This is a genomic window from Frankia sp. CgJB1 (assembly GCF_977947065.1).
Genome location: NZ_CDWTNB010000019.1, coordinates 1 through 20563, shown reverse-complemented (window position 1 = coordinate 20563; position 20563 = coordinate 1). Strand labels below are relative to the sequence as shown.

Here is a 20563-nt window from a genome sequence, read left to right as displayed (position 1 = left end):
GATGTCCAGGTCATGGACCTGCAAGCGTACGGCCGATCCACCAGACTGTGCACTTTCGGTGACCTCGAGGTGCTGGATATCGGCTCGGCCATCGGCGCGGCCCGTCGACTCGGCTACCAGTGGGTCTGCCCCACGGGATGGTCGATGGGATGGTTGGTGGACGGTGCCGCCGTGCTGCGGCACACCGCGCTGATCCAGGTGGGGGAGTCCGTCCACAGTCATCGCCGTCGGTATCCCCCGGAGGCGGTAGCCAGTGCGAGCGCGACCAGCCGGTGGTTCGTGCGGGACACCGCTCGGATGCGCCGAATCCATCGGCTGGCAGATCGGCTGGCAGAGCAGCCCATCGGCCGGATGGTGGCACGGCGCATGTTACGGGTGTGTATCGACCCCCACGCGTTCGTACCAATTCCCGCTTCTCCGGTGAAGATGACGGACGAAGGGCCGGAAGGATGGTGACGGACAAGACCGTAGGGGCGGGCCGGCCCGCGTCGATCGCGCGGGTGACCGTCCGCTACTGGGCCGCCGCCAGGGACGCCGCGGGGGTGCCCCAGGAGGAGATCGGCGCGGATACGCTGGCCGCTCTGCTCGATGTCGTCGCGGCCCGCCACGGCGGGGCCCTGCCGGCGCTGCTGCGACGGTGCTCCTACCTCGTCGACGACCAGCCCGTGGGCCGGCGGGATCCGGCGGGGGTCATCCTACGTGACGGTTGCGTCGTCGAGGCCCTCCCTCCCTTCGCCGGGGGATGACGCTGTTCGTCGCCGGCCCCAGGCCGCGCCTGGCTGGGACGGCGCGACGTGAGCCGCCCGAGCCGGACATGACAGCATGGGCCGGTGAGCGCAGGCGATCCTGGCAGGCCCCACGGCGTCCTCGTCCCGGACGAGGCTGCGTCCATCCCCGCAGCCCGCTGGGCGCCGGGCGCTTTGCCGTTGGCGGCCCTGGTGGCTACCGGCCTGGTGATGGCGGCCGCAGCCCTCGGCACGGGAGCCCTCGCGGCGGTCCTCATCGTCGAACAGATCGCGTTTGCCTGGGCCTGGGTCCGGATACTCCGGGCGTCGACCGGCACCACCCTGCTCGTGGCGGCCTGGGGTGTCCTCGGTGACGTGGTTCTGTTGGCCTCGGACCGGCACAGCTACGGATCGTTGGCCGGAGTCGTCGGGATCGCCGTGGCGGTCGTGATCCTCTACCAGCTCGCCCGACGCCGGTCAGCTCCCGTCTCCGGGGCAGGCCCGGTGTCTGCTAATGGTTCGAGTCCGCCGCCCGGTCCCGCCGGGCGGGTCGGTGCGGATCTTGCTGCGGCGCTGAGTGGGATCATCTTCTGTGCGCTTTTTGCCGGTTACCTTGCGCTGCGCGCCGGGTCCGGCGCGCACTATCCGGCCGATCTGCTGGTCATCGCCGGCCTCCTCGGCGCGGGTGGCACGGTCGTGGTGGGCCGGCTAGTGGGATGGGCGGGCGTTCCGCTGGTGCCGGCCGGGGCGGTCGGCGTTCTGGCCGGCGCGGCGCTGGGGGCCGGCTTCGGTGCCCTCAACCCCGATCGTCTGACGGTGGGGGCCGCCGTCGCGATCGCCGCGGCGGGAGCGGCCGTGGCCGCCGTCATCGATCTGGTGCTGGCGCGGGCCCGTGACGCAGAGCCGCGGGTCGGCCGGGTCGCCACCTCGGCGCTGGTCGCGGACGTCCTGCTCACCGCCATCCTGCCGCTGGCCTCCGCGGCGCCACTGGTGTATTTTGTCGGGCGGCATCTGCCTGCGTGAGTCGATCGTCGGGCCGTGGCGGGGCTTGGACGGGAAGAGCCGGCCCGTCGGATGCTGTAGAAGCCGTGACCGGAATGTGGGTGTTGTCGGTGGCGACCGTGGCTGCGCTTGGACTGGGGGTGCTCATGCGGGCCCGGGACGGACGGTTCCGGCCGGTGGACGGCGGACTGCGGACTGCGGGCCGAGTTCGCATCGTTGGGCGAGACGATGGGGGAGCGGGCGACGCTGCTGCAGTTCTCCACGGCGTTCTGCGCCCCCTGCCGGTCCACCCGTCGGGTGCTGGCAGGGGTTGCCGAGGTCGTGCCCGGGATACGCCATGTCGAGGTTGATGCGGAGGCGCATCTCGACCTCGTCCGTCGGCTGGGGATCAGGCGGACTCCGACGATACTGATCATTGACGGTCATGGCAGGGAGGTGCGGCGCGCAAGCGGTGCCCCGCCGACGCGTGCGGCGGTGTTCGCCACCCTCGAAGAGATCGTTTTCGATGGGATCAATCGGGCAGATGGTGATCCTTCGGATGCATCGTCGGCGGGTTAACACAGACGTGACGTTCACTGCTACCGTGACACGAACCATGTCCCAGATACAGCTTGTGAAGCGCCGCGCGGTCGACTTGTGCCGTGTACACAGCTGTCTGTGTCGTCTTTCCTGATCGTGGGTTGTGTCCCTCAGCCGTGATCGGCTGGCCCCGGTGCATCGCCACATCCGAGCGGGTAGTCCAAGCCGGAAGTCAGGAGAAGGCCTCGTGGTAGATCCTCGCGGTATGCGGTTCGCCGCTGCCGTCACCACGATCATGCTCGTCGTGGTACTGCTCGCCGGCAGCCGCTGGTTGCTGCTCGCGCAGACCGTGGTGTTCGGGGTGGGGGCGGTGGCCGGGGTCCGGTACGCGCCCTACGGGCTGGTGTTCCGTTCCCTGATCCGGCCGAGATTGGGGCCGCCCGCCGCCACCGAGGACGCCGCGTCACCCCGGTTCGCCCAGCTGGTCGGCGCGATCTTCGGCGTCGTGGGTCTCGTGGGATTCTTCGCGGGGATGCCGGCACTCGGTTACGTCGCGGTGGCCCTGGCCTTCGTGGCGGATCTCCTCAATGCGGCGTTCGAGTTCTGTCTCGGGTGCCACCTGTATCTTTTTCTCCATTCGATAACCGTGAAAGGAGCACGCACATGAGCCGTGAGAAGGCGCTGGTCGACGCCTCGTGGGTCGAAGCGAACCGTAACGACCCGAAGGTCGTCCTGGTCGAGGTCGACGAGGACGTCTCCGCGTACGACAAGGGGCACATCCCGGGCGCGGTGCGTCTCGACTGGAAGTCCGAACTTCAGGACCCGGTCATTCGTGACTTCATCAGCAGGGAGCAGTTCGAGAAGCTTCTCTCCGAGAAGGGGATCTCGAACGACGACATCGTCGTGCTCTACGGCGGGAACAACAACTGGTTCGCCGCATATGCATACTGGTACTTCAGCCTCTACGGCCACGCCGACGTCCGCCTGCTCGACGGTGGTCGCAAGAAGTGGGAGCTCGACAGCCGTGAGCTGACCACCGAGGTCACCCCGCGCCAGCCCACCAGCTACACCGCCCCGGAGCCGCGCACCGACATCCGGGCCTTCCGCGAGGAGGTCATCTCCGCGATCGGCGAGAAGGCCCTGGTGGACGTCCGGTCGCCCGACGAGTTCTCCGGCAAGCTGCTTGCTCCCGCGCACCTGCCGCAGGAACAGTCCCAGCGGGCCGGACACATCCCCACGGCGAAGAACATCCCGTGGGCGAAGACCGCGAACGAGGACGGCACGTTCAAGAGCAATGACGAGCTGACCGGCCTCTACACCGAGGCCGGGGTCGACCTGTCCAGGGACATCATCGCCTACTGCCGCATCGGCGAGCGTTCGGCGCACACCTGGTTCGCGCTGCACGAGTTGCTCGACCTGCCGAACGTGAAAAACTACGACGGTTCGTGGACCGAGTACGGCTCGCTCGTCGGCGTGCCGATCGAGAAGGGCGCGTGAGCCATGTGCGGCGCCATCAGCGGTGGACCATCTGTGGAGGGAATTGACGTGGCCAAGGAGACTGTGATTCAGGGGGTCGTGGTGCAGAGCGGGGAGCCGGTTTCGACCGGTTATGCCCGCCTGCTGGACGAAGGCGGCGATTTCACCGCCGAGGTTCCGCTGTCCGCGACGGGCCAGTTTCGTTTCTTCGCGCGGCCGGGGCAGTGGACCGTCCGGGCTCTTGTCCCCGGCGCGACCGGCGAGCGCAAGGTCGTCGCCCGTCAGGGTGAGCCGGTCGACACCCAGGTCGAGGTCGCGGCCTGACGTCGCGTTCTTTCGCCGGACGGGGACAACGGGTTTCTTCCGCTGTCCCCGTTCTCACGCTGCCCCCCGTTCTCATGCCCGGACCCGGCCACCGCGGTTGTTTCCCGCCGGTGGCACGACGGCCGAAGCGGTGCTCGCCGGTGGCGGAACCGTGGTCGGTACGGCGAAGGCCATCGGGCCGATCGAGAAACAGTGCAGACCGTTGTCGCGGGCGAACGCCACTGCGGAGCCCCGATCGGGGAACGGCGCGATGATCCGGTCGACCGCACGCTGGCCGGCGGCGGCGAAAAGGACGACCGCGAAGAGTACGTCGGCTTCTGCCATCATGCGATCATGAAAGCGCATCCCGGGAGGGTCTGAACACGTTTTCACGTGTTCCGTTCGTGGTCTGTCGTTGCGCGTGCGATGTCTTTTGCAAAGGCTCCGCCATACCGTGAATGAAGTGTGACTCTTGGTAGGCGGGCATCTCTTGGTGGAGGGCACTTGGAGACGCCTGCTCGGAGACGGCTCAGTCGGACACGCGGTGCAGGCGCGCGGACAGGTGCGACTGCATCGGCTTGCCCTCGGCCTCCATGTCGATTGCGTAGGCGAGATCGCCGCCCTCGACCAGGCCGTAGAGCCGCACCGACCGGGTGACGTCACGGGCGGTGGCGGTGCGGATCAGGACGTTGTGATCGAGATCGATACGGGTGCCGCTCACCGTGCCGACGTAGATCTCGGCGATACCGAACGGGTGGGCCAGCATCACCTCGACGACCGGCTTCCCGCCCTCCCCGGACTGGACCCGCCAGAACCCGGTCTCGGTCGCCAACGGGCTGCCGGGCTCGCGGCCGTCCCGGGGCTCGTCCGCCCACCAGGTGTGCGACACGTATCCCAGCGCCGGGCGGCCGTCCGTGGCGAAGGTGATCTCCTGGCCGTAGTGGAATCCGTCCAGGCCCTCGTAACCGCCGACCCCCTCGCCCCGCCAGGTCCCGACGAGGAAGGCCAGCGGTAGCAGGCTGGCGTGCAGATCAACGGTGTTCGTCGCCGCGCCGGACCGCGCCGATCCGGCCGCGGACCGCTTCCCGGCGCTCAGCGCTGACCCTCGTACAGCTTGTAGACCACGTAACCGGAGAACCAGGCGATCAGGACGGACATCGCCACCAGAAGCCCGGTGAAGAAGTAGTGCAGCACGCCTCTAGCCTAGACGACGAGATCACGGGACTCCTCGTGGCCGTACCGGTCCTGGTCACCTCAGGCGCCACGCGGCATAGCTGCGCGCCAGGGCGGCTTTTGGCAGACTGGCACGATGGCCCGCCCGCTCGTCGTCAAGGTCACCGCCGGGACGGATGCGCCGGAACGGTGTTCCCAGGCGTTCACGGTCGCGGCGGTCGCCGCCGCCGCCGGTACGGACGTCTCGCTCTGGCTTACCGGGGAGTCCGCCTGGTTCGCGCTGCCCGGCCGGGCGGAGGAGTTCAGCCTGCCGGAGGCGGCGCCGTTGCCCGATCTGCTCTCCGCCATCCTCGCCGAGGGGCGCGTCACCCTGTGCACCCAGTGCGCGGCCCGGCGCTCCATCGGCCCGGACGACGTCCTGCCCGGCGTCCGCATCGCCGGCGCCGCCGCGTTCGTCGACGAGGTTCTCGCGGACGGCGTGCAGGCCCTCGTCTACTGAGGAGCGCCCGGCCCAGACGTAACAGTCTGGACACAACAGTCTGGATGCAACGGCCTGGGTACAATGGGGGCGCGTGAATCGCCGGGAAGCACCGCGTCCTTCTCGGGACCGGGTCTCATCCCGGCTTCGTGGCCGAGCCGGCGTCGGCGGCCAGCTTGGCCCGCCACGCCTTCTCCCGCTCGATGGCGGAGGCGAATCCCAGCGCTATCGCCGGGTCGAAGTTCTCGTCGGCGTAGGAGCCGACGCAGCCAAGGAGGCGGTCGATCTCCTCCGCGGTGACCGCCAGCAGCGGGACCTGCCCGGTGAGGAAGATGTCACCGACCCGGTCGATGGAGAAGTGCACCCCGTAGGTCTTCGCGTTGCGGCCGAGCAGGAATCCGTAGGTGCCCGTCGCGTTCTCCGCCGGGGCGCGCATAAAAAACGCCTCGACGAGCAGGGTGTGGTCCTGCACGACGAGCCACGTCATCGTGCGCAGCTTGTGCTCGCCCTCCAGCGCGACGAGGAACGAGCCGGTGTCGACATGGTCGTAGGCGAGACCGAGATCCTTGAGCGTGTCCTCGATCACCACGTCGAGCCGGTTGCGTTCCGCCGCGTCGATGGGTGCCGTCATGGCTGGGGCCTCCCCGGTAGCTGGTAGACGATGCCGGTTCCGGCGGAGATCCTTTCTCAGACGGCGACGGCGGTGGGGCTCAGCGCGTGCCGGTAGCTGCGCAGCACGCCATGGGCCGTGGCCGACCAGCCGAACCCACCGGCCCAGGCCACCGCTCCGGCGGAGAGCCGGGCCCGCCATCGTGGCTGGCGCAGCAGCCGATCCAGCGCGTCAGCATAGACGGCGGGGGTCCGACCGGCGACGAGCAGCCCGGAGACACCGTCGGCGACCGCGGTGCGCAGGCCCCCGACCGCCGCGGCGACCACCGGCGTGCCGCAGGCCTGGGCCTCGAGCGCGACGAGGCCGAAGCTCTCGCTGTGACTGGGGACGACGACGGCGGTGGCCGCGCGGTACCAGTGGACGAGCTCCTGCTGCGGGGCCGGCGGTTGGAAGCGGACGCGATCGGAGATCCCGAGAGACGCCGCGAGCTTGACCAGGGCGTCGGGTTGTTCCAGACCGGATCCGCTGGGGCCGCCGACCACGGCGACGGTGAGCCGCGAGCGGCGGGCGGGATCGCGCCGCAGCAGTTCCGCGGCGGCGCACAGCAGCAGATCGGGTGCCTTGAGCGGTTGGATCCGGCCGACGAACAACAGCAGGTCGTCGGCGGGATCCACGCCGACGCGGGCCCGGGACTGTGCCATGTCACCTGGCCGGAAGACCTCCAGGTCGACGCCGGGCGCGACGACGTCGATCCGGTCCGACGCCGCGTCGTACAGATCGGTCAGGTGCCGGTACTCGTCCGCCGTGGAGGCGAGCAGCCGGGTGGCCCCCCCGATGACCTCCTGTTCGCCGAGCAGCCGGCTAGGCGGCTCCGGGCGGTCTCCGGCTGCCAGCGCGCCGTTCTTGATCTTTGCCAGCGTATGGGAGGTGTGCACGAGCGGGACACCCCATCGCCGTGCCACCGTGAGACCGACCTGACCCGACAGCCAGTAGTGCGAGTGGATCACATCGAACCACCCTGGTTCGTGCCCGGCCTCGGCGCGCAGCAGAGCTGCGGTGAACGCACACAGCCAGGCGGGAAGATCCTCCCGGTGGATCTCCTCGTACGGGCCGGCGTCGACGTGGCGGACCGTCACACCCGGCAACAGCTCGGCCGAGGTCGGCAGCTTGCTGCTCACCGCGCGGGTGAACACCTCGACCTCCATCCCCAACGCCGCGAGCTGCCGCGACAGCTCGACGACGTAGACGTTGAGCCCCCCGGCATCGCCCGTTCCCGGCTGCTCCATCGGTGAGGTGTGCATGGACAGCATCGCGACCCGGCTGGGCCGCCCGCGCCGTTCGGGCTCACCGCGGACCTGGGCGGCGCCGCTTCTGATCAGACGCATCGAGCACCTCCACATCTCCACGTCCCCGGCGCCTGCCCGACACGACCCACCCTGCTGTGGACGAACACGTCTCCAACCGTTCTACCCGGCCGGTTGTCAGGTCAACTGTTGGTCTCCCCCCTTCGGGGTCCCGGCCGGCCCCTGGTCCGCCGGCCTGCCGGCCTGCCAGGGTGGATCCGTGACGAACTCCTCCCGTCGGGCGCCGCGGCTCGCGGCCGGACGGGCGCGTGCCCTCGGGATGCCCACCCGGGGTACCACCGCGCCGAACCGGTTGCGACGGATCGATCGCTGGACGCTCGACGCGGCCGCCGCGCTGCTGCGTGGGGCGGCGGATCCCCTGGTCGTCGATCTCGGCTTCGGTGCGTCCCCGGTGACCACGGTGGAGCTCTACGAGCGGCTGCGAACGGTGCGTCCGGACGTGCGCGTCGTCGGCCTGGAGCTCGACCAGGACCGGGTCGCTCGGGCCGTCCCGGCCGCGAGACCTCCCGGGCTGCAGTTCACCCGCGGCGGGTTCGAGCTTCCGCCGCCGGGGGAGCGCCCGGTGCTGGTGCGTGCCCTGAACGTGCTATGGCAGTATCCCGAGGCTGCGGTCCCCGGCGCGTGGGCGACGATGCTGGCGCGGCTCGCCCCCGGCGGGATGCTTGTCGAGGGAACCTGCGACGAGACGGGTCGGCGCGCCTGCTGGTTCGGTCTTCCGGCCCCGGGAGCGGTGCCGGCCTGGCTGCCGTCCGGCGCGCGGAGCCCGGCCGGGCCCACGCTGACCCTCTCCGCGCATCTGGCGAGCCTCGCCCGTCCGTCCGAGCTCGCCGAGCGGCTCCCCAAGGCGCTCATCGAGCACAACGTGCCCGGCCATGACGTCCACCGGCTGTTCACGGCCTTCGACCGCGCCTGGGAGCGGGCCGCGCCGCGGGCCGTCTTTTCCCCACGCCAGCGGTGGATCGCCGCAGTGGCGGATCTGCAGGCCCAGGGCTGGCCGGTCCGCGGCGACCGGCGGCGCTGGTGGCTGGGCGAGCTGACCGTCGACTGGCCCTCGGCGGGCGGTTCGGACGTTCTGCCGGCGCGGTGCGGGACGTCCCGGCGGAGATCTGGCGGGACGCCCCGGATCGTGGGTCCGTCGGTCCCGCGTTCAGTCGGCGGGACGGCGGGTCACGGCGATCTTGTCGAGCACCGTGAGGTCGTCCGCGCGGGGCTGCCACTGACCGGCCACGGCATTCGCGTGCACCTGGACCGGGCTGGTCGCGCCGGCGATGACCGAGGCGACCCCGGGCTGGGCGGCCAGCCCGCCGATCGCGACGTCCAGCAGCGACCGGTCCCGCTCCCGCGCAAAGGTTTCCAAGGCGTCCAGCCGGTCGAAGACCTCGTCGGTCAGCTCGTCCTGCCGGCCGGGTGCCGGGTGCCGGCACCTCGTCGCGCTGGTACTTGCCGGTGAGCAGGCCGTTCGCCAGCGGGTAGTATGGGATGACGCCGATGCCGTACTTCTGGGCGGCCGGCACGAGCTCTGCCTCCACGCCCCGTTCCAGCAGGTTGTAGTGGTTCTGTGCGGAGATGAAGCGGGTCGTCCCGGACGCCCGGGCGGTCCACTCCGCGTCGGCGACCTGCCAGGCATCGAGGTTGCAGGCACCGATGTAACGGGCCTTGCCCTCCTTGACGATCTCATCGAGGGCCTCGAGCGTCTCCTCGATCGGCGTGAAGGCGTCCAGGGTGTGCAGCTGGTAGAGGTCGATGTAGTCGGTCTGCAGCCGGCTCAGCGAACCCTCGACCGCCTTGCGGATGTACCGCCGGGACGCCCGCGCGCTGAAGTCCTGGCCGTACATGCCGCCCATGTCGTTGCCAAATTTCGTGGCGAGGACGACATCGTCGCGGCGGCCTCGCAGCACGTGCCCGAGAAGCGTCTCCGAGCCGCCCTTGTTCCCGTAGGTGTCGGCGGTGTCGAAGAACGTGATCCCGGCGTCGAGCGCCGCGTCGACGACCGCGCGGGTGCCGGTGAGATCGACGCGCGAGCCGAAATTGTTGCAGCCGAGGCCGACGACAGACACCAGTAGTCCGGAGGATCCCAGCGGGCGATAGCGCATGAGTTAATACAACACATCGGACCACGGGCCCCGGACACCAGGCCCCGGACCCGTGGTCGACCGGAACACGTCAATGATTGCCCGTTGGTGTTCCGGTGTGTCGATGTTCGCGGGCCGTTACTTCTCTGGGGCGGCCTCGGTCACGGCCCGGCCGACCGCCTCGGCCGCCTTGCGGCTCGAGGTGCGTGCGGCGCGGGTCTGGCTCACTGCCGTCCGGGTGTGCTGCACCGCCTCCTCCGTGGCCGGGCTGCGCCGGATGCTCGCCACCCGCTTCTCCCCCCGAGTGGCGAAGCTGTTGTAGAGGTGGGTGGCGCGTCCCTGCAGGTCGGAGATCTGGGAGGTGACGGTGGCCGGCAGCGCACGCACGGCCGTCCCGACCTGGGTCGGGACCCGCGCCGCCTGGGTGGGCAGCGCGCCGACCCGGTCGGAGATCTTCCGAACCTCGGTGCTGGTGGTCGTCGGCAGGGCGAGCAGCTTCGCCACAGCGAGATCCGCCGCTCCCACCGACGCGTAGAGCGGCTTGCGCACCTCCGCCAGCGGAACCTTGACCTCGGCCCTCGCCTCGGCCGTGTCCTCCTGGGTCTGCGTGCTGACGCGGGCGGTGGGATGGCTCGCGGGGCGATTCGTCGTGCGCGTGGTGGCCATGATGTCTCCCTCGGTTCGAAGATTCGTTGATTTCGTGTAGAGATTTCCTGTTAGCGCTTCGTCGCCGACGGGTGAAAGGTCGGGTAAATGATGCGAGGGTCAGGGTGGTGATATGCCGTACAGGAACGGAGTCCTGCTTGTCGCCGCAGTCCCCGCCGGTCGACCTAGGTCTGATCGACCGGGTTGTCGGTGGTCGGCTGCGGAGCCGGTGCTGCCGGGGCGGGTGTGGACGCGGGGGGAGCGCCGGTGATCGGACTGCTCTCGGCCCTCGTCGCCGTCGGTTCGCCTCCTGTGGCCTTCGATCGCCTGGTGCGGCCCGTGGCGGTTCCCGGTGACGGCCTGCCCGTACCGTCCGACGGGGCCGACCGCGCCGCGGTGGTGGTGCCGCCCCGGGATGTCGTTGACGCCTCTCGGGCGGATTTCCGTTTCGTCGTCGGCTCCGCGAAGGTCGGTCCCGCGGTGGCGGCCGAACCCCGTGCGGACGACGAACCACCGATGGCGGCTGGACTCGCGGTCGGGGCGGCGGGCTCGCCAGGGACGAACCCGCGCGACCCGGCCTCGGCGTCGCCGTCCGGGTGGCCGCGGCCGGCCCGCGCCGCGATGGCGTTCTCCCGGCAGAACGCCTCGTAGATGTCGAGCACGACCTGCTTCTGTCGTTCGGACAGGGATTCGTCCGCGAGCACGGCAGCCATGACGTTCTCTCCGCCCTGCCGTTCCTCCAGAATTCCGGCCTGCACGTAGAGCACTTCGGCGGAGATGCGGAGCGCCTTCGCGATCTGCTGAAGAATCTCCGCGGACGGCCGCCGGAGGCCTCGCTCGATCTGGCTGAGGTAAGGGTTGCTCACCCCGGCCTGCTTGGCGAGTTGACGAAGGGAGATCTGTGCGGTGTGCCGCTGATCGCGGATGAAATCACCGAGATCGCGCACATTCAGGGCCGCCACCGGGTCGAACGCCTCCTTCGCCGGAGGGCGAGGCGGGTTGCCGCGCCCATGGCGGGCGCCCCGCCATCCGTGAACCTCGGCATACGGCTGGACCCTGCGGCCGAGGACGACTGCCCGCCGAGAGCCCGCCGTCCGTGGACGCTGCGATTCAGGGGAGGCCATGGTGCCTCGGCAGGCTCCGGCCGGTACGGAAACGAGTGCGCCGCCACAACACATCACCAACGCAGCCGACGATACATCGGGTTGCTAACTCTGGCAAGCGGTCAGTTAGCGCTCTTTGGACGTGTCCGCCCCGAGGCGCACCACCTGGTACTCCGCGGACCGTCGCCCCTTTGACCACGGCGGATGCCGCAGTTCCCCGTTTTCGGGCCCACCCGAAGCGCCCGTGCCTGCCGGCGCGGCTCAGTCGTTGTGGGACTGTCCCTCGGCCTGGGCCAGCCAGGCCCGCTGAGTGGCGAGGGCGGACTCGGTGTCGGCGATCTCCTTGGTGCGTCCGGCGGCCCGGGCCCGGGCCAGCTTCGCCTCCAACTTTGCGACGGATTCCCGCAGCTTCGTCACGAATGGTGAGGAGGAGAGGGAGCGCTGGGCCCAGCGAGCATCGGAGGCCTCGCGCAGCTTGTCGCCGATGGCCGCCATCTGCCGCTCCAGGGAGCCCGCGATCTCCCGGGGGACCCGTCCGATCTCGTCCCAGCGGTCCTGGATCTCCCGGAGACGACGCAGCGAGCGGTCGGTATCGGCCGGATCCAACGCCGTCGCCTCGGCCAGCAGTTCCTCCTTCTTGACCTGGTTTTCGCGCAACTCGGCGTCGCGCTCGGCATTGGCCTCGTTGCGGCGGGTGAAGAAGGCGTCCTGTGCCGTACGGAAGCGGCTCCACAACGCGTCGTCGATATCCTTCGCCGCGCGACCGGCGGCCTTCCAGTCGGCGAGCAGCGCCCGGTAGCGGGCGGTCGTGCCGGCCCAGTCGGTGGAGTCGGACAGCGCCTCCGCCTCGGCAATGATCGCCTCCTTCCGTTCCCTTGAACGGGCCCGCTGCGTGTCGAGGGCGGCGAAGTGCGCGGTCCGGCGGCGGGTGAACTCGTCCCGGGCCGTGGCGATGCGCCGCCACAGCGCCGAGTCGGTGCGCTTGTCCAACGAGCCGGCGGCGCGGAACTCCTCGGCGAGCGCGCGGAACCGCTCCCCGGCGGTCTTCCACTCCGAGCTGCGGCCGAGCCGTTCGGCCTCGGCGACCAGCTGCTCCTTGGCCGCGGCGATCCGGCCGGCCCGCTCGGCCCGCTCGGCGGCGAGCGCGGAGCGATGTTCCTCAGTGGCGGCGACCACGGCCTCCAGCCGCGTGCGCAGCGCCTCCAGATCACCGACGACCGCGGCCTCGTCGAGGGAGCCGAGCAGCCGGCGGGCGCTGCCGACGATCCCGGCCGGATCAACCCCGCTGACCGTCAGCCGCCGTTCGAGCAGCTCGACCTCGGCGGACAGATCGTCGAAGCGGCGTTCGAAGTGGGCCAGACCCTCGCGGAGACTGCCGGCACGCCATGATCCGACGGCACGTTCGCCGCTGGCCGTGCGAACGAAGACCGTGCCGTCGTCGGCGACACGCCCCCAGGCGGAGGCGTGGTCGGGCTCGCTGCGGTCGCTCATGGTGTTCCCGAAGATCGACTGACATTTCCTGCCATTCTTGCAGGCGTTGGCCGTTGAGGGGACAGCCGCCACGGATCGGTCACCACGATTCGCCGTCGACCGGGTGCGGCGCGTCGGCCGTGGGGGTCGATCCGAGCCGTCGGCGGTGTTGCGTGGGATGTGGACGGACCGGACGACACGTGCAGGCACCGGCTGCTCCCCCGCGGGAGCCACCCCGTACCGGCATCCCGGCACAGGTGGGGCCAGGATGCATAACCGTGACGCGTGAGGTGGGTGGTAGCCGGGCGGGCTGGCGAGTCGGCGTGTTGTTGCTGCCGGCGTTCGTGGGACTCGGTGTTTTCGTCGTCGGGCCCGCGTTGGTGTCGGCGTTAATCGCGGGCACGGACAAGACCCTGACGGGGCCGCGTTTCGACTGGGTCGGCACGGCGAATCTGCGTACCGCTCTCTCTGACGCGGACCTAGCCGGCGCCGTGCGCAACACGCTGCTGTACTGCGCCCTCACGGTGGTACCGGCGGTCGCGATCGGGCTGGCGCTCGCGCTGGCCGCCGAACGGGTGACCCACGGTCGGGCGCTGGTGCGATGTGCGCTGTTTCTGCCGGTCAGTGCGAATATTGTGGCCATGGCGGTCGTGTTCGCCTACATGTTCGACAGTAGCCCCGACGGTCTCGCGAACATCATCGTCGGGCTGTTCGGGGTGGCTCCGGTCGACTGGCTCGGCGACACCTCGACCGCGTTGCCGGTGGTGGCCCTCGTCGGTGGTTGGCGGCTGACGAGCTTCGTCTTCGTCGTCTATCTCGCTGGGTTGACGGCGGTCCCGAGATCGGTATACGAGGCGGCGGACGTGGACGGCATCCACGGATTCGCCCGGCTGCGTCACATCACCCTGCCGCTGCTCGCCCCGACGACGATCTTCCTGGGGGTGTTCGTCACCATTTTGACCCTGCAGACCTTCGAAACGGTCGCGGTGCTCACGAAAGGTGGCCCCCTGGACTCCAGTACGACGATCATTTACTACATTTACGAGGTCGGCTTCACTGGATCGTTCCGCATCGGATATGCCTCGATGATCGTCCTGATGCTGTTTGTCGTGATCGTGGCACTGGGTGCCGCTGGTGGGCTGCTCGGGCGCCGCATCCGACGCACACGGGAGGCCGCCGCGTGAGCGTCGACACCTCCAGCCCGGTGCCCGGGCCCACGCCCCGTGGCCACGCCGTGCAGCGAGCCTCGCGTCGGCGGGCCCCGCAACCGGGATCGGCGCCGGCGCCGATCCCGGCATCGCGGCGCGGTCGCCGCCGGTCACCGGCCGGACCGACGATCGGGCGTCTCGTCCTGCTCACGATCGGCATCGTCGCGGCCGTCCTACCCTTCGTCTGGATGGTGCGGACCGCCATCGGGCCGCGGCAGACCGCGCTGGCGCTGACGTCGAACCCGATCCCGTCCAGCATCGACCTGAGCTCGTTCGACCGCGCCTGGTACGCTGGTGATCTTGGACCCGCCCTGCTCACGGGGGTGGCGGTGAGCCTGGCGATCCTCGCGTTGCAGCTCGCGACGGCGATCCCGGCCGCCTACGCCTACGCCTGTCTGCGCTTTCGCGGGTGTACGGCCGCCTTCGCGGTGGTACTCGCCACCCTGCTGGTGCCGACCCAGATCACCGCCGTGCCGAACTACGTCACCATTTCCGCGCTCGGACTCGCTGACACCCGGGTCGGCCTGGTCCTGCCGTTCATGACATACGCGGCGATGATCTTCATGTTCCGGCAGTACATGAGCACCATCCCGGGGTCGGTCCTGGAAGCCGCGCGGATGGACGGGCTCGGTACCTGGCGGACGCTGTGGACGATCATCGTGCCGCTCGCCGCTCGCCGCGCCCGCGATCGCCTCCGTATCGGTGTTCAGCTTCCTGTTGTCGTACAACGAGTACCTGTGGCCGCTGCTGGTCGCGCGGTCGTCGGACATCGCCACCCCGCCGCTGGCGCTCGTGCGCCTGATGACCGACTTCTCCTCCGTCATTCCGGACTTCACCGAGCTCGCCGCGGCCGCGCTGATCATCAGCCTGCCGTCGCCCGTCGTCTTCGTCGTCGCCCAACGCCGTCTCGCCGCCGGAATCACCGGTACGGGTGCCGGTGCCTGAGAGGAGGAACGTGTGATCCGTATTCGCCGAATGCTGCCGCTGCCCGTCGCCGTTGCGATGATCATCCTGACCGCGTGCGGCGGCGGTGGTGACGCGGGCCCGGCAGACCCCGCGGAGAGCCTGCGCCCCACGGCCCGCCCGGCCGGTGCCGGCGTCGACAACGTGGCGGGCGCCAAGGCGTCGCCCGCCTGCGTGGCCCAGGTCAAGACGCTGCGGATGTCCGCCGTCGGCACGCTCAACGACGTCGCGAAATCCGGCAAGGCCTATCTGGAGAAGGCGCATCCCGGCCTCACCGTGGACCTCAACACGAGCGCGCCGGACTACATCTCCCTCGTCCAGCAGATCAGCGCCGACCGCTCGGCCGGCCGTTCCGTCGACGTGGCGGTCGCCGGCTTCGACCTGCTCCCGACCTTCGCCCGGGATCTCGGCGCCCAGGAGCTCTCCCCGCGCCTGCTGCGCGCGTCCTACGACCAGCGGCTGGTCGGCCTCGGGCAGGTCGCCGGGAAGCAGATCGGCATTCCTCAGCAGGTGTCGTCCCTGGCCCTGGTCTACAACCTCGACGTGCTGCAGAAGGCCGGCGTCGATCCGGCGACGCTGGGCACGACCGACGGGGTGATCGCCGCCGCCGACAAGATCAAGGCTTCGGGTCAGAACATCCAGCCCCTCGACCTGCCGACCGGCCAGCAGTTCGGGCAGTGGATCCTCAACACCCTGGCCAGCTCCAAGGGGACGTCGATCCAGGACGCGAACGGTCGGCCCGTCCTGAACACCCCGGCGGCCCGCGAGGCCGCCGCGTTCCTCGCGAAGGCCGCGAGCTACGGCACGCACTCCGCCGACCCGACCCAGTAGGGCCTGCTGCGGTTCGGCATCCGCCGGCAGACGGCGATGACCGCCGTGACAGTGGCCTCCGTGGCCGGTGGGCTGAGGTTCATCGCGGGGCAGGGGACTAAGGGTTTCCGGGCCGGCGCGGTCCCGTTCCCGACCCTGCCCGGCGGGACCCAGCACCCGGTCGCGGGCGGCAACGCGCTGACGGTCCTGTCCACCGACCGCTGCCAGCGGGAGATGGCGACCGAACTGGTCGTGTCGCTGCTCTCGCCGGACGTCGTGGCCGCGAGCACGGAGGCGTTGAGCTACATCCCGGTGGATACTCAGGCTGTCAGCCAGCTCGGGTCGTTCTACGAGACCTATCCGCAGCTCAAGCCGTTCAACGCACTAATCCCCTCGCTGGTGAAGGCGCCGGCCTGGAGCGGGGCCCGCGGCGGGGAGGTCCCGAGCGCGATCTCGGACCAGGTGCAGCGCATCCTCAAGGGTGAGGACCCGGTCAGGGCTCTCGCCGCGGCCCAGAGCCAGGCTGTGGAACTCACCCGTTGACCGGCGGACGCCGTGGGAGAGACCGATGACCCGGATCACGGAACCGGCCGACGGACCCGTCGCGGTGACGGCCGCCACCGTGGGGGTGCCGATCGAGATCGACGGGCTGGGCCGGTCGTTCGGCCCGGTCCATGCGCTGCGCGACGTCACCCTGACGGTTGCGCCGGGGGAGATCGTCGCGCTGCTCGGACCGTCCGGCTCGGGTAAGTCGACGCTGCTGCGGATTTGCGCCGGGCTCGAGGAGCCGACGTCGGGTGATCTGCGTTTCGGCGGGGTCAGCCAGCTTGGCGTCGCACCCCACCGCCGGGACGTGTCTATGGTCTTCCAGCATTTCGCGCTCTACCCGCATCTGACGGCGCTGGAGAACCTCACCCTGGCGTTGCGTTACGGCCGTGGCCTGCCGAAGGCCGCGGCGGTGGCCCGGGCTCGTGAGACGCTGGACATGCTCGGCATCGGTGAGCTGGCAGCTCGCCGGCCCGCGAAGATGTCCGGGGGCCAGCGCCAGCGGGTCGCGATCGGCCGGGCACTCGCGACCCGGGCCTGGGTGATCCTGTTGGACGAGCCGATGTCGGGGCTTGACGCCCAGCTCCGGGTCGATCTGCGGGTCGAGATCGTGGGCCTGCTGCGCCGGCTCGGCACCACCGCTCTGTTCGTCACGCACGACCAGGCCGAGGCGATGGCGGTCGGTGACCGGGTCGCGGTGCTCAGCGGCGGCCGGTTGCAGCAGATCGGGACGCCCGACGAGATCTACGACCGGCCCGCCACGCGCTTCGTCGCGGCATTCGTCGGCAGCCCGCCGATGAACGTCCGGGAGGGACGTTGGCATGACGGCCAGCTGCGCGGGGACGGATTCGCCCTGGCCGCCCCCGCCGGCGCGACGGCGTTCGGAGTCCGGCCCGAGCACCTGGTCCTGGCTGCGGGGGCTTCCACCGGATCAGGATTGGGACCGGCGGACGCCGTGGTGGCGCCGGTGGCGCTGGCGTCGCTGGCGTCGGATGCGCTGCGGGTGACCGGTGAGGTCGTGGTGAGCGAGCGGCTCGGAGCGGAGCGGACGGTGCACGTCCGGACCTCCGCCGGGGTGCTCGCCGTCCGGGTCGACGCCGCTCAGGTGCTCGGCGTGGGCATGCCGGTCACCCTGCGCGCACCGCTGTCCACCCTGACCTTCTTCGACGCAGCCGGCGCCCGGATCTAACGCGGCGCGGCCTCGCCCCGCCGCGGCCGTCCCCTTCCCACCGCGCGTCCAGTCCGATCGGCGCCGCGTGAACCGCGGAGGGGCCCTTCCCATGGGCATGTCCCCGACTGCCCGATTCGCAACGGAATTCCTGACCGGCCGACGTGGTCGTGTTCGGTCGAAACAGGAATATAACGCGCTTTTTTTCGGACGGCTCGACGGACATGCGTGCAATCAGGGCCCGCCAGTGGTCCGGGAGTGACCTCTGTGCACGCATCGCACCGGAGTCGTCTCTTGGAGCACCAAGATGTCGCGACATAGCGTTAGTAGGTGCTCACGGAAGTGGCCCTGGAGATGCGACTACGAGGAGAACGTCGATGCTGACGGATAACGCTCATGCCTGCACTCATCCGCTTGCGTTCGTCCGAGCCCAGCGCGGGTGGTCCTATCAGCGTCTGGCGCGGGTCGTGGCCCGCCGCGCACGTGACCTCGGGGTGGCGAACATGGCCGCCGAGCGGCAGAAGGTCTGGCGCTGGGAGCACCGTGGTGTCGTGCCCGACCGGGTGTCCCAGCTCGCGCTCGCCGCGGAGCTCGGCGTGTCCAACGATCGCCTGGAGTCGCACCCCTGGCCCGCGTGGCTACCGACCGGCGACGCGGTGCGCACCGAGTACCCGTGGACGCCGGGCGGCAGCATAACCTCGATCATGGACGTCGTCGAGGACGCGCTCTCCGACCGCCGCGGCTTCCTGACGATCACTGGGGTCGGGGTGGCGGAACTCGCGACGCAGTGGCTCGGCATGGAACCGGCCCGGCTGGCGGCGGCCTTGAACGGGGGACGGGTCGACGACCAGATCGTGAACCGGATCGAGCACAACATCCCCGGGCTGCGGGTCATGGATGAGCGGCTCGGCGGGGAGAGCGTGCGCCGGCTGGTCGACGCCGAGCTCGGCGTGGTGGCGGATCTGCTGGTGCGTGGGTCCTACACCGAGCACGTGGGCCGTCACCTGCATTTGGTGGCCGCGGAGCTCGCCCGGTTCGCGGGGTGGGTCTCGTTCGACGCCGGCTTCCAGACGGCCGCTCAGCGGTACTGGATCACCGCGCTGCATGCCGCGCACGCCGGCGGGGACCGCATGCTCGGTGCGAACGTGCTGAAGAACATGTCCCTGCAGTGCGTGGACTTCGCCCGCCCGCGGGAGGCGGTGGATCTGGCCGAGGCCGCCGTGGCCAGCGCCGGGGGAGCGTCCGGTCGCGTCGGCGCCATGCTGCACATGCGGCGGGCCCGTGCCCACGCCGCGCTCGGGGAGGCCAGCGCCTGCGCGCAGGCGCTGGCCTGCTCGGAGGAGGCGATGGTCACCGCGCGGCCTGAGGACCCCGCCTGGTCGTCCTACTTTGACGAGGCCGAGTACCAGGCGCAGATCGGCAGCTGCTACATCGATCTCGGTCACCTCACGCAGGCGGACCGGTGGCTGGAACGCTCCCTGGCGATCCACCCGGACTCCCGGGCCCGGGACCGGGCCACCTACCTGCTCCGGTGGGCCGCGGTCCAGATGGATCTCGGTAACGTCGATCACGGGTGCGAGCTGACCCGCCAGGCCCTGCCGATGCTGGAGGCGACGCGATCCAAGCGCAACGCCCGCCGGGCCGACGAGCTGCGCCGCCGGCTGCGGCGGCACGGCACCGACCCGGCGGTGCGGGAACTCGATCAGCTCCTCGCCCGGACCGCCTGAGCCGGCCGGAACCCGAGCCGGCCGGGAATCAGGGACGCAGCCGCCCGGCGGGACGCTTCGGCACCGTCGTGGCCGGCTCGTCGTCCGGATCGATCGCGGCGGCCAGCGGCGCGCCGTCGGGATCGGCGGCGACGAGGGCGGCATCCGCCGGCACGGACCGCTTGATTACCGCCAGGGCGATGGGGCCGAGTTCCTCGTGGACCTCGGAGCTGCCGACGAACCCGACCTCGCGCCCGCCGACCGTGACGGGAGAACGGGGCGCCGCCACCGTGCCGTCGAGATGCAGCAGTACCAGCCGCCGCGGCGGGCGACCGAGGTTGTGTACCCGGGCGACGGTCTCCTGCCCGCGGTAGCAGCCCTTGTCCAGGTGCACGGCGTTCGCCAGCCACCCCACCTCGTGCGGAATGGTGCGATGGTCGGTCTCCCGGCCGAGCCGGGGCCGTCGGGAGGCGATGCGCATGGCGTCGAAGGCGGACAACCCGGCCAGACCCGCCCCGGCGGCGCGCAGCCGCTCGACGGTGCCGGTCAGGTCGGCCCGGCCGACGAGGAGATCGACGCCGTGGGGGATCCGCCGGACCAGCGTGCCCGTCCCGGTGCGAGCGACCGGGTAAGGACCGGTGATCGGTGCCCCGACCGGGTCGGGTGCCTGTGGTTCGGGCAGGTCCAGGCCGGGCGCGCCGTCACCCGGCCCGTCCAGCGCCGCGGCCGCGACCTGCGCGGCCCTTGGCCCGAGCACGCTGAGCACCGCCGTCACCGCGCCGATGTCCGTCGGCTCCACTCGGAGCATGAAGCGCATCGACTCCAGGTAGCGCAGCAGGGCGCCGCCGGTGCCGGGCTCGACGTCCACCCAGGTGGACGTGCCGTCGTCGGCGAGGACGAGATGGTGTTCGACGCGGCCGTGCGGGGAGAGCACCAGCGCCTCGGTGCTCCGCAGTGCGCCCAGCGCAGACAGATGCTGAGAGGTGACGCTGTGCAGCCAGGAGAGCCGGTCGGGGCCGGAGATGCGCAGCACGTCCCGATGCGATCTGTCGACGACGGCGGCGCCGTCGCGCACTGCGCGCTGTTCCCGTAGCGGATCGCCGTAGTGGGCGGCGACCACGGCGTCTTCGGCAGTGCCGGCCACCGCACCCGGCAGGCCGAGCAACGGGGAGAGCGAGGCGGACGTCGTGAGGGACCCGGCGGTCATGGAACTCAGTCTAGG

Annotated in this window: 20 protein-coding genes and 4 pseudogenes; 15 read left to right on the top strand and 9 right to left on the bottom strand. The window is 70.6% G+C overall.

Annotated elements, in window-relative coordinates:
• Positions 1-12 precede the first annotated feature (12 nt).
• The 8 genes from AC08OT_RS04210 to AC08OT_RS04175 all read left to right on the top strand — a co-directional run bounded on the left by AC08OT_RS04210 (position 13) and on the right by AC08OT_RS04175 (position 4046).
• Positions 13-456, top strand: a complete 444-nt coding sequence (locus AC08OT_RS04210) for a hypothetical protein (RefSeq protein WP_476592282.1) — start codon at positions 13-15, stop codon at positions 454-456.
• Positions 453-746: a MoaD/ThiS family protein gene (locus AC08OT_RS04205; RefSeq protein ID WP_476592281.1), complete on the top strand. Its 294-nt coding sequence runs from the start codon at positions 453-455 to the stop codon at positions 744-746. Before AC08OT_RS04210 ends, AC08OT_RS04205 begins: the two co-directional genes overlap by 4 nt.
• Positions 747-830: 84 nt before the next feature.
• Positions 831-1748 carry a hypothetical protein gene (locus tag AC08OT_RS04200; RefSeq protein WP_476592280.1) on the top strand — a complete coding sequence of 306 codons (918 nt, stop codon included), beginning with the start codon at positions 831-833 and terminating at the stop codon, positions 1746-1748.
• 195 nt (positions 1749-1943) lie between these two features.
• The gene (locus AC08OT_RS04195) at positions 1944-2285 is read left to right on the top strand and encodes a thioredoxin family protein (protein WP_476592279.1); all 342 of its coding nucleotides are present in this window, start codon (positions 1944-1946) and stop codon (positions 2283-2285) included.
• The gene (locus AC08OT_RS04190) at positions 2233-2400 is read left to right on the top strand and encodes a putative leader peptide (protein ID WP_476592278.1); all 168 of its coding nucleotides are present in this window, start codon (positions 2233-2235) and stop codon (positions 2398-2400) included. The genes AC08OT_RS04195 and AC08OT_RS04190 overlap by 53 nt, the downstream gene beginning before the upstream one ends.
• A 93-nt stretch (positions 2401-2493) precedes the next feature.
• Positions 2494-2913, top strand: a complete 420-nt coding sequence (locus AC08OT_RS04185) for a DUF4395 domain-containing protein (RefSeq protein WP_476592277.1) — start codon at positions 2494-2496, stop codon at positions 2911-2913.
• The gene (locus AC08OT_RS04180; RefSeq protein ID WP_476592276.1) at positions 2910-3743 is read left to right on the top strand and encodes a sulfurtransferase; all 834 of its coding nucleotides are present in this window, start codon (positions 2910-2912) and stop codon (positions 3741-3743) included. Before AC08OT_RS04185 ends, AC08OT_RS04180 begins: the two co-directional genes overlap by 4 nt.
• A gap of 3 nt (positions 3744-3746) precedes the next feature.
• Positions 3747-4046 (top strand): DUF1416 domain-containing protein, encoded by a 300-nt coding sequence (locus tag AC08OT_RS04175; RefSeq protein ID WP_462187204.1) that lies wholly within the window; start codon positions 3747-3749, stop codon positions 4044-4046.
• A gap of 72 nt (positions 4047-4118) precedes the next feature.
• Here AC08OT_RS04175 and AC08OT_RS04170 read toward each other — a convergent pair whose 3' ends face one another.
• Together AC08OT_RS04170 and AC08OT_RS04165 are read right to left on the bottom strand one after the other, a co-directional pair.
• On the bottom strand, positions 4119-4370 hold the full coding sequence (locus AC08OT_RS04170; RefSeq protein ID WP_462202960.1) for a hypothetical protein: 252 nt from the start codon (positions 4368-4370) through the stop codon (positions 4119-4121).
• A gap of 184 nt (positions 4371-4554) precedes the next feature.
• Positions 4555-5121 carry a nitrobindin family protein gene (locus AC08OT_RS04165; RefSeq protein ID WP_476592287.1) on the bottom strand — a complete coding sequence of 189 codons (567 nt, stop codon included), beginning with the start codon at positions 5119-5121 and terminating at the stop codon, positions 4555-4557.
• A gap of 213 nt (positions 5122-5334) precedes the next feature.
• Here AC08OT_RS04165 and AC08OT_RS04160 point away from each other — a divergent pair, with 213 nt between their 5' ends.
• A complete protein-coding gene (locus AC08OT_RS04160) occupies positions 5335-5697 on the top strand; it encodes a DsrE family protein (protein ID WP_476592275.1) in 363 nt (120 codons plus the stop codon).
• A gap of 115 nt (positions 5698-5812) precedes the next feature.
• On the opposite strand, the gene AC08OT_RS04155 is transcribed toward AC08OT_RS04160, so the two are convergent.
• A complete protein-coding gene (locus AC08OT_RS04155; RefSeq protein WP_462187202.1) occupies positions 5813-6307 on the bottom strand; it encodes a type III secretion system chaperone family protein in 495 nt (164 codons plus the stop codon).
• A gap of 56 nt (positions 6308-6363) precedes the next feature.
• On the bottom strand, positions 6364-7671 hold the full coding sequence (gene mshA / locus AC08OT_RS04150) for a D-inositol-3-phosphate glycosyltransferase (protein ID WP_476592274.1): 1308 nt from the start codon (positions 7669-7671) through the stop codon (positions 6364-6366).
• A gap of 238 nt (positions 7672-7909) precedes the next feature.
• On the opposite strand from mshA, the pseudogene AC08OT_RS04145 reads away from it, so the two are divergent.
• Positions 7910-8701 (top strand): annotated as a pseudogene (locus tag AC08OT_RS04145) (class I SAM-dependent methyltransferase); the annotation flags it as partial.
• A gap of 96 nt (positions 8702-8797) precedes the next feature.
• On the opposite strand, the pseudogene AC08OT_RS04140 reads toward AC08OT_RS04145, so the two are convergent.
• The 4 genes and pseudogenes from AC08OT_RS04140 to AC08OT_RS04125 form a co-directional block, all read right to left on the bottom strand.
• Positions 8798-9743: pseudogene (locus AC08OT_RS04140) on the bottom strand (aldo/keto reductase).
• Between the two features lie 117 nt (positions 9744-9860).
• On the bottom strand, positions 9861-10388 hold the full coding sequence (locus AC08OT_RS04135; RefSeq protein ID WP_476592273.1) for a hypothetical protein: 528 nt from the start codon (positions 10386-10388) through the stop codon (positions 9861-9863).
• Between the two features lie 164 nt (positions 10389-10552).
• Positions 10553-11329: a helix-turn-helix domain-containing protein gene (locus AC08OT_RS04130; protein WP_476592272.1), complete on the bottom strand. Its 777-nt coding sequence runs from the start codon at positions 11327-11329 to the stop codon at positions 10553-10555.
• A 402-nt stretch (positions 11330-11731) separates the two neighbouring features.
• Entirely contained in the window at positions 11732-12961 is a 1230-nt protein-coding gene (locus tag AC08OT_RS04125) for a DUF349 domain-containing protein (protein WP_476592271.1), read from the bottom strand.
• Between the two features lie 257 nt (positions 12962-13218).
• Between AC08OT_RS04125 and AC08OT_RS04120 the strand changes: the two genes are divergently transcribed.
• The 5 genes and pseudogenes from AC08OT_RS04120 (at position 13219) to AC08OT_RS04100 (ending at position 19362) form a co-directional block, all read left to right on the top strand.
• Complete coding sequence (locus AC08OT_RS04120) at positions 13219-14124, top strand: carbohydrate ABC transporter permease (protein ID WP_476602548.1); 906 nt, start codon at positions 13219-13221, stop codon at positions 14122-14124.
• Positions 14121-15093 (top strand): annotated as a pseudogene (locus AC08OT_RS04115) (carbohydrate ABC transporter permease). Before AC08OT_RS04120 ends, AC08OT_RS04115 begins: the two are co-directional and overlap by 4 nt.
• Before the next feature lie 12 nt (positions 15094-15105).
• Positions 15106-16464, top strand: a pseudogene (locus AC08OT_RS04110) (extracellular solute-binding protein).
• A 25-nt stretch (positions 16465-16489) separates the two neighbouring features.
• The gene (locus AC08OT_RS04105) at positions 16490-17656 is read left to right on the top strand and encodes an ABC transporter ATP-binding protein (protein ID WP_476592268.1); all 1167 of its coding nucleotides are present in this window, start codon (positions 16490-16492) and stop codon (positions 17654-17656) included.
• Between the two features lie 356 nt (positions 17657-18012).
• Positions 18013-19362: a transcriptional regulator gene (locus AC08OT_RS04100; RefSeq protein WP_476592267.1), complete on the top strand. Its 1350-nt coding sequence runs from the start codon at positions 18013-18015 to the stop codon at positions 19360-19362.
• Positions 19363-19390: 28 nt separating this feature from the next.
• On the opposite strand, the gene ygfZ is transcribed toward AC08OT_RS04100, so the two are convergent.
• Positions 19391-20548, bottom strand: coding sequence for a CAF17-like 4Fe-4S cluster assembly/insertion protein YgfZ (gene ygfZ, locus AC08OT_RS04095; protein WP_476592286.1), 1158 nt, complete (start codon positions 20546-20548; stop codon positions 19391-19393).
• Positions 20549-20563 lie beyond the last annotated feature (15 nt).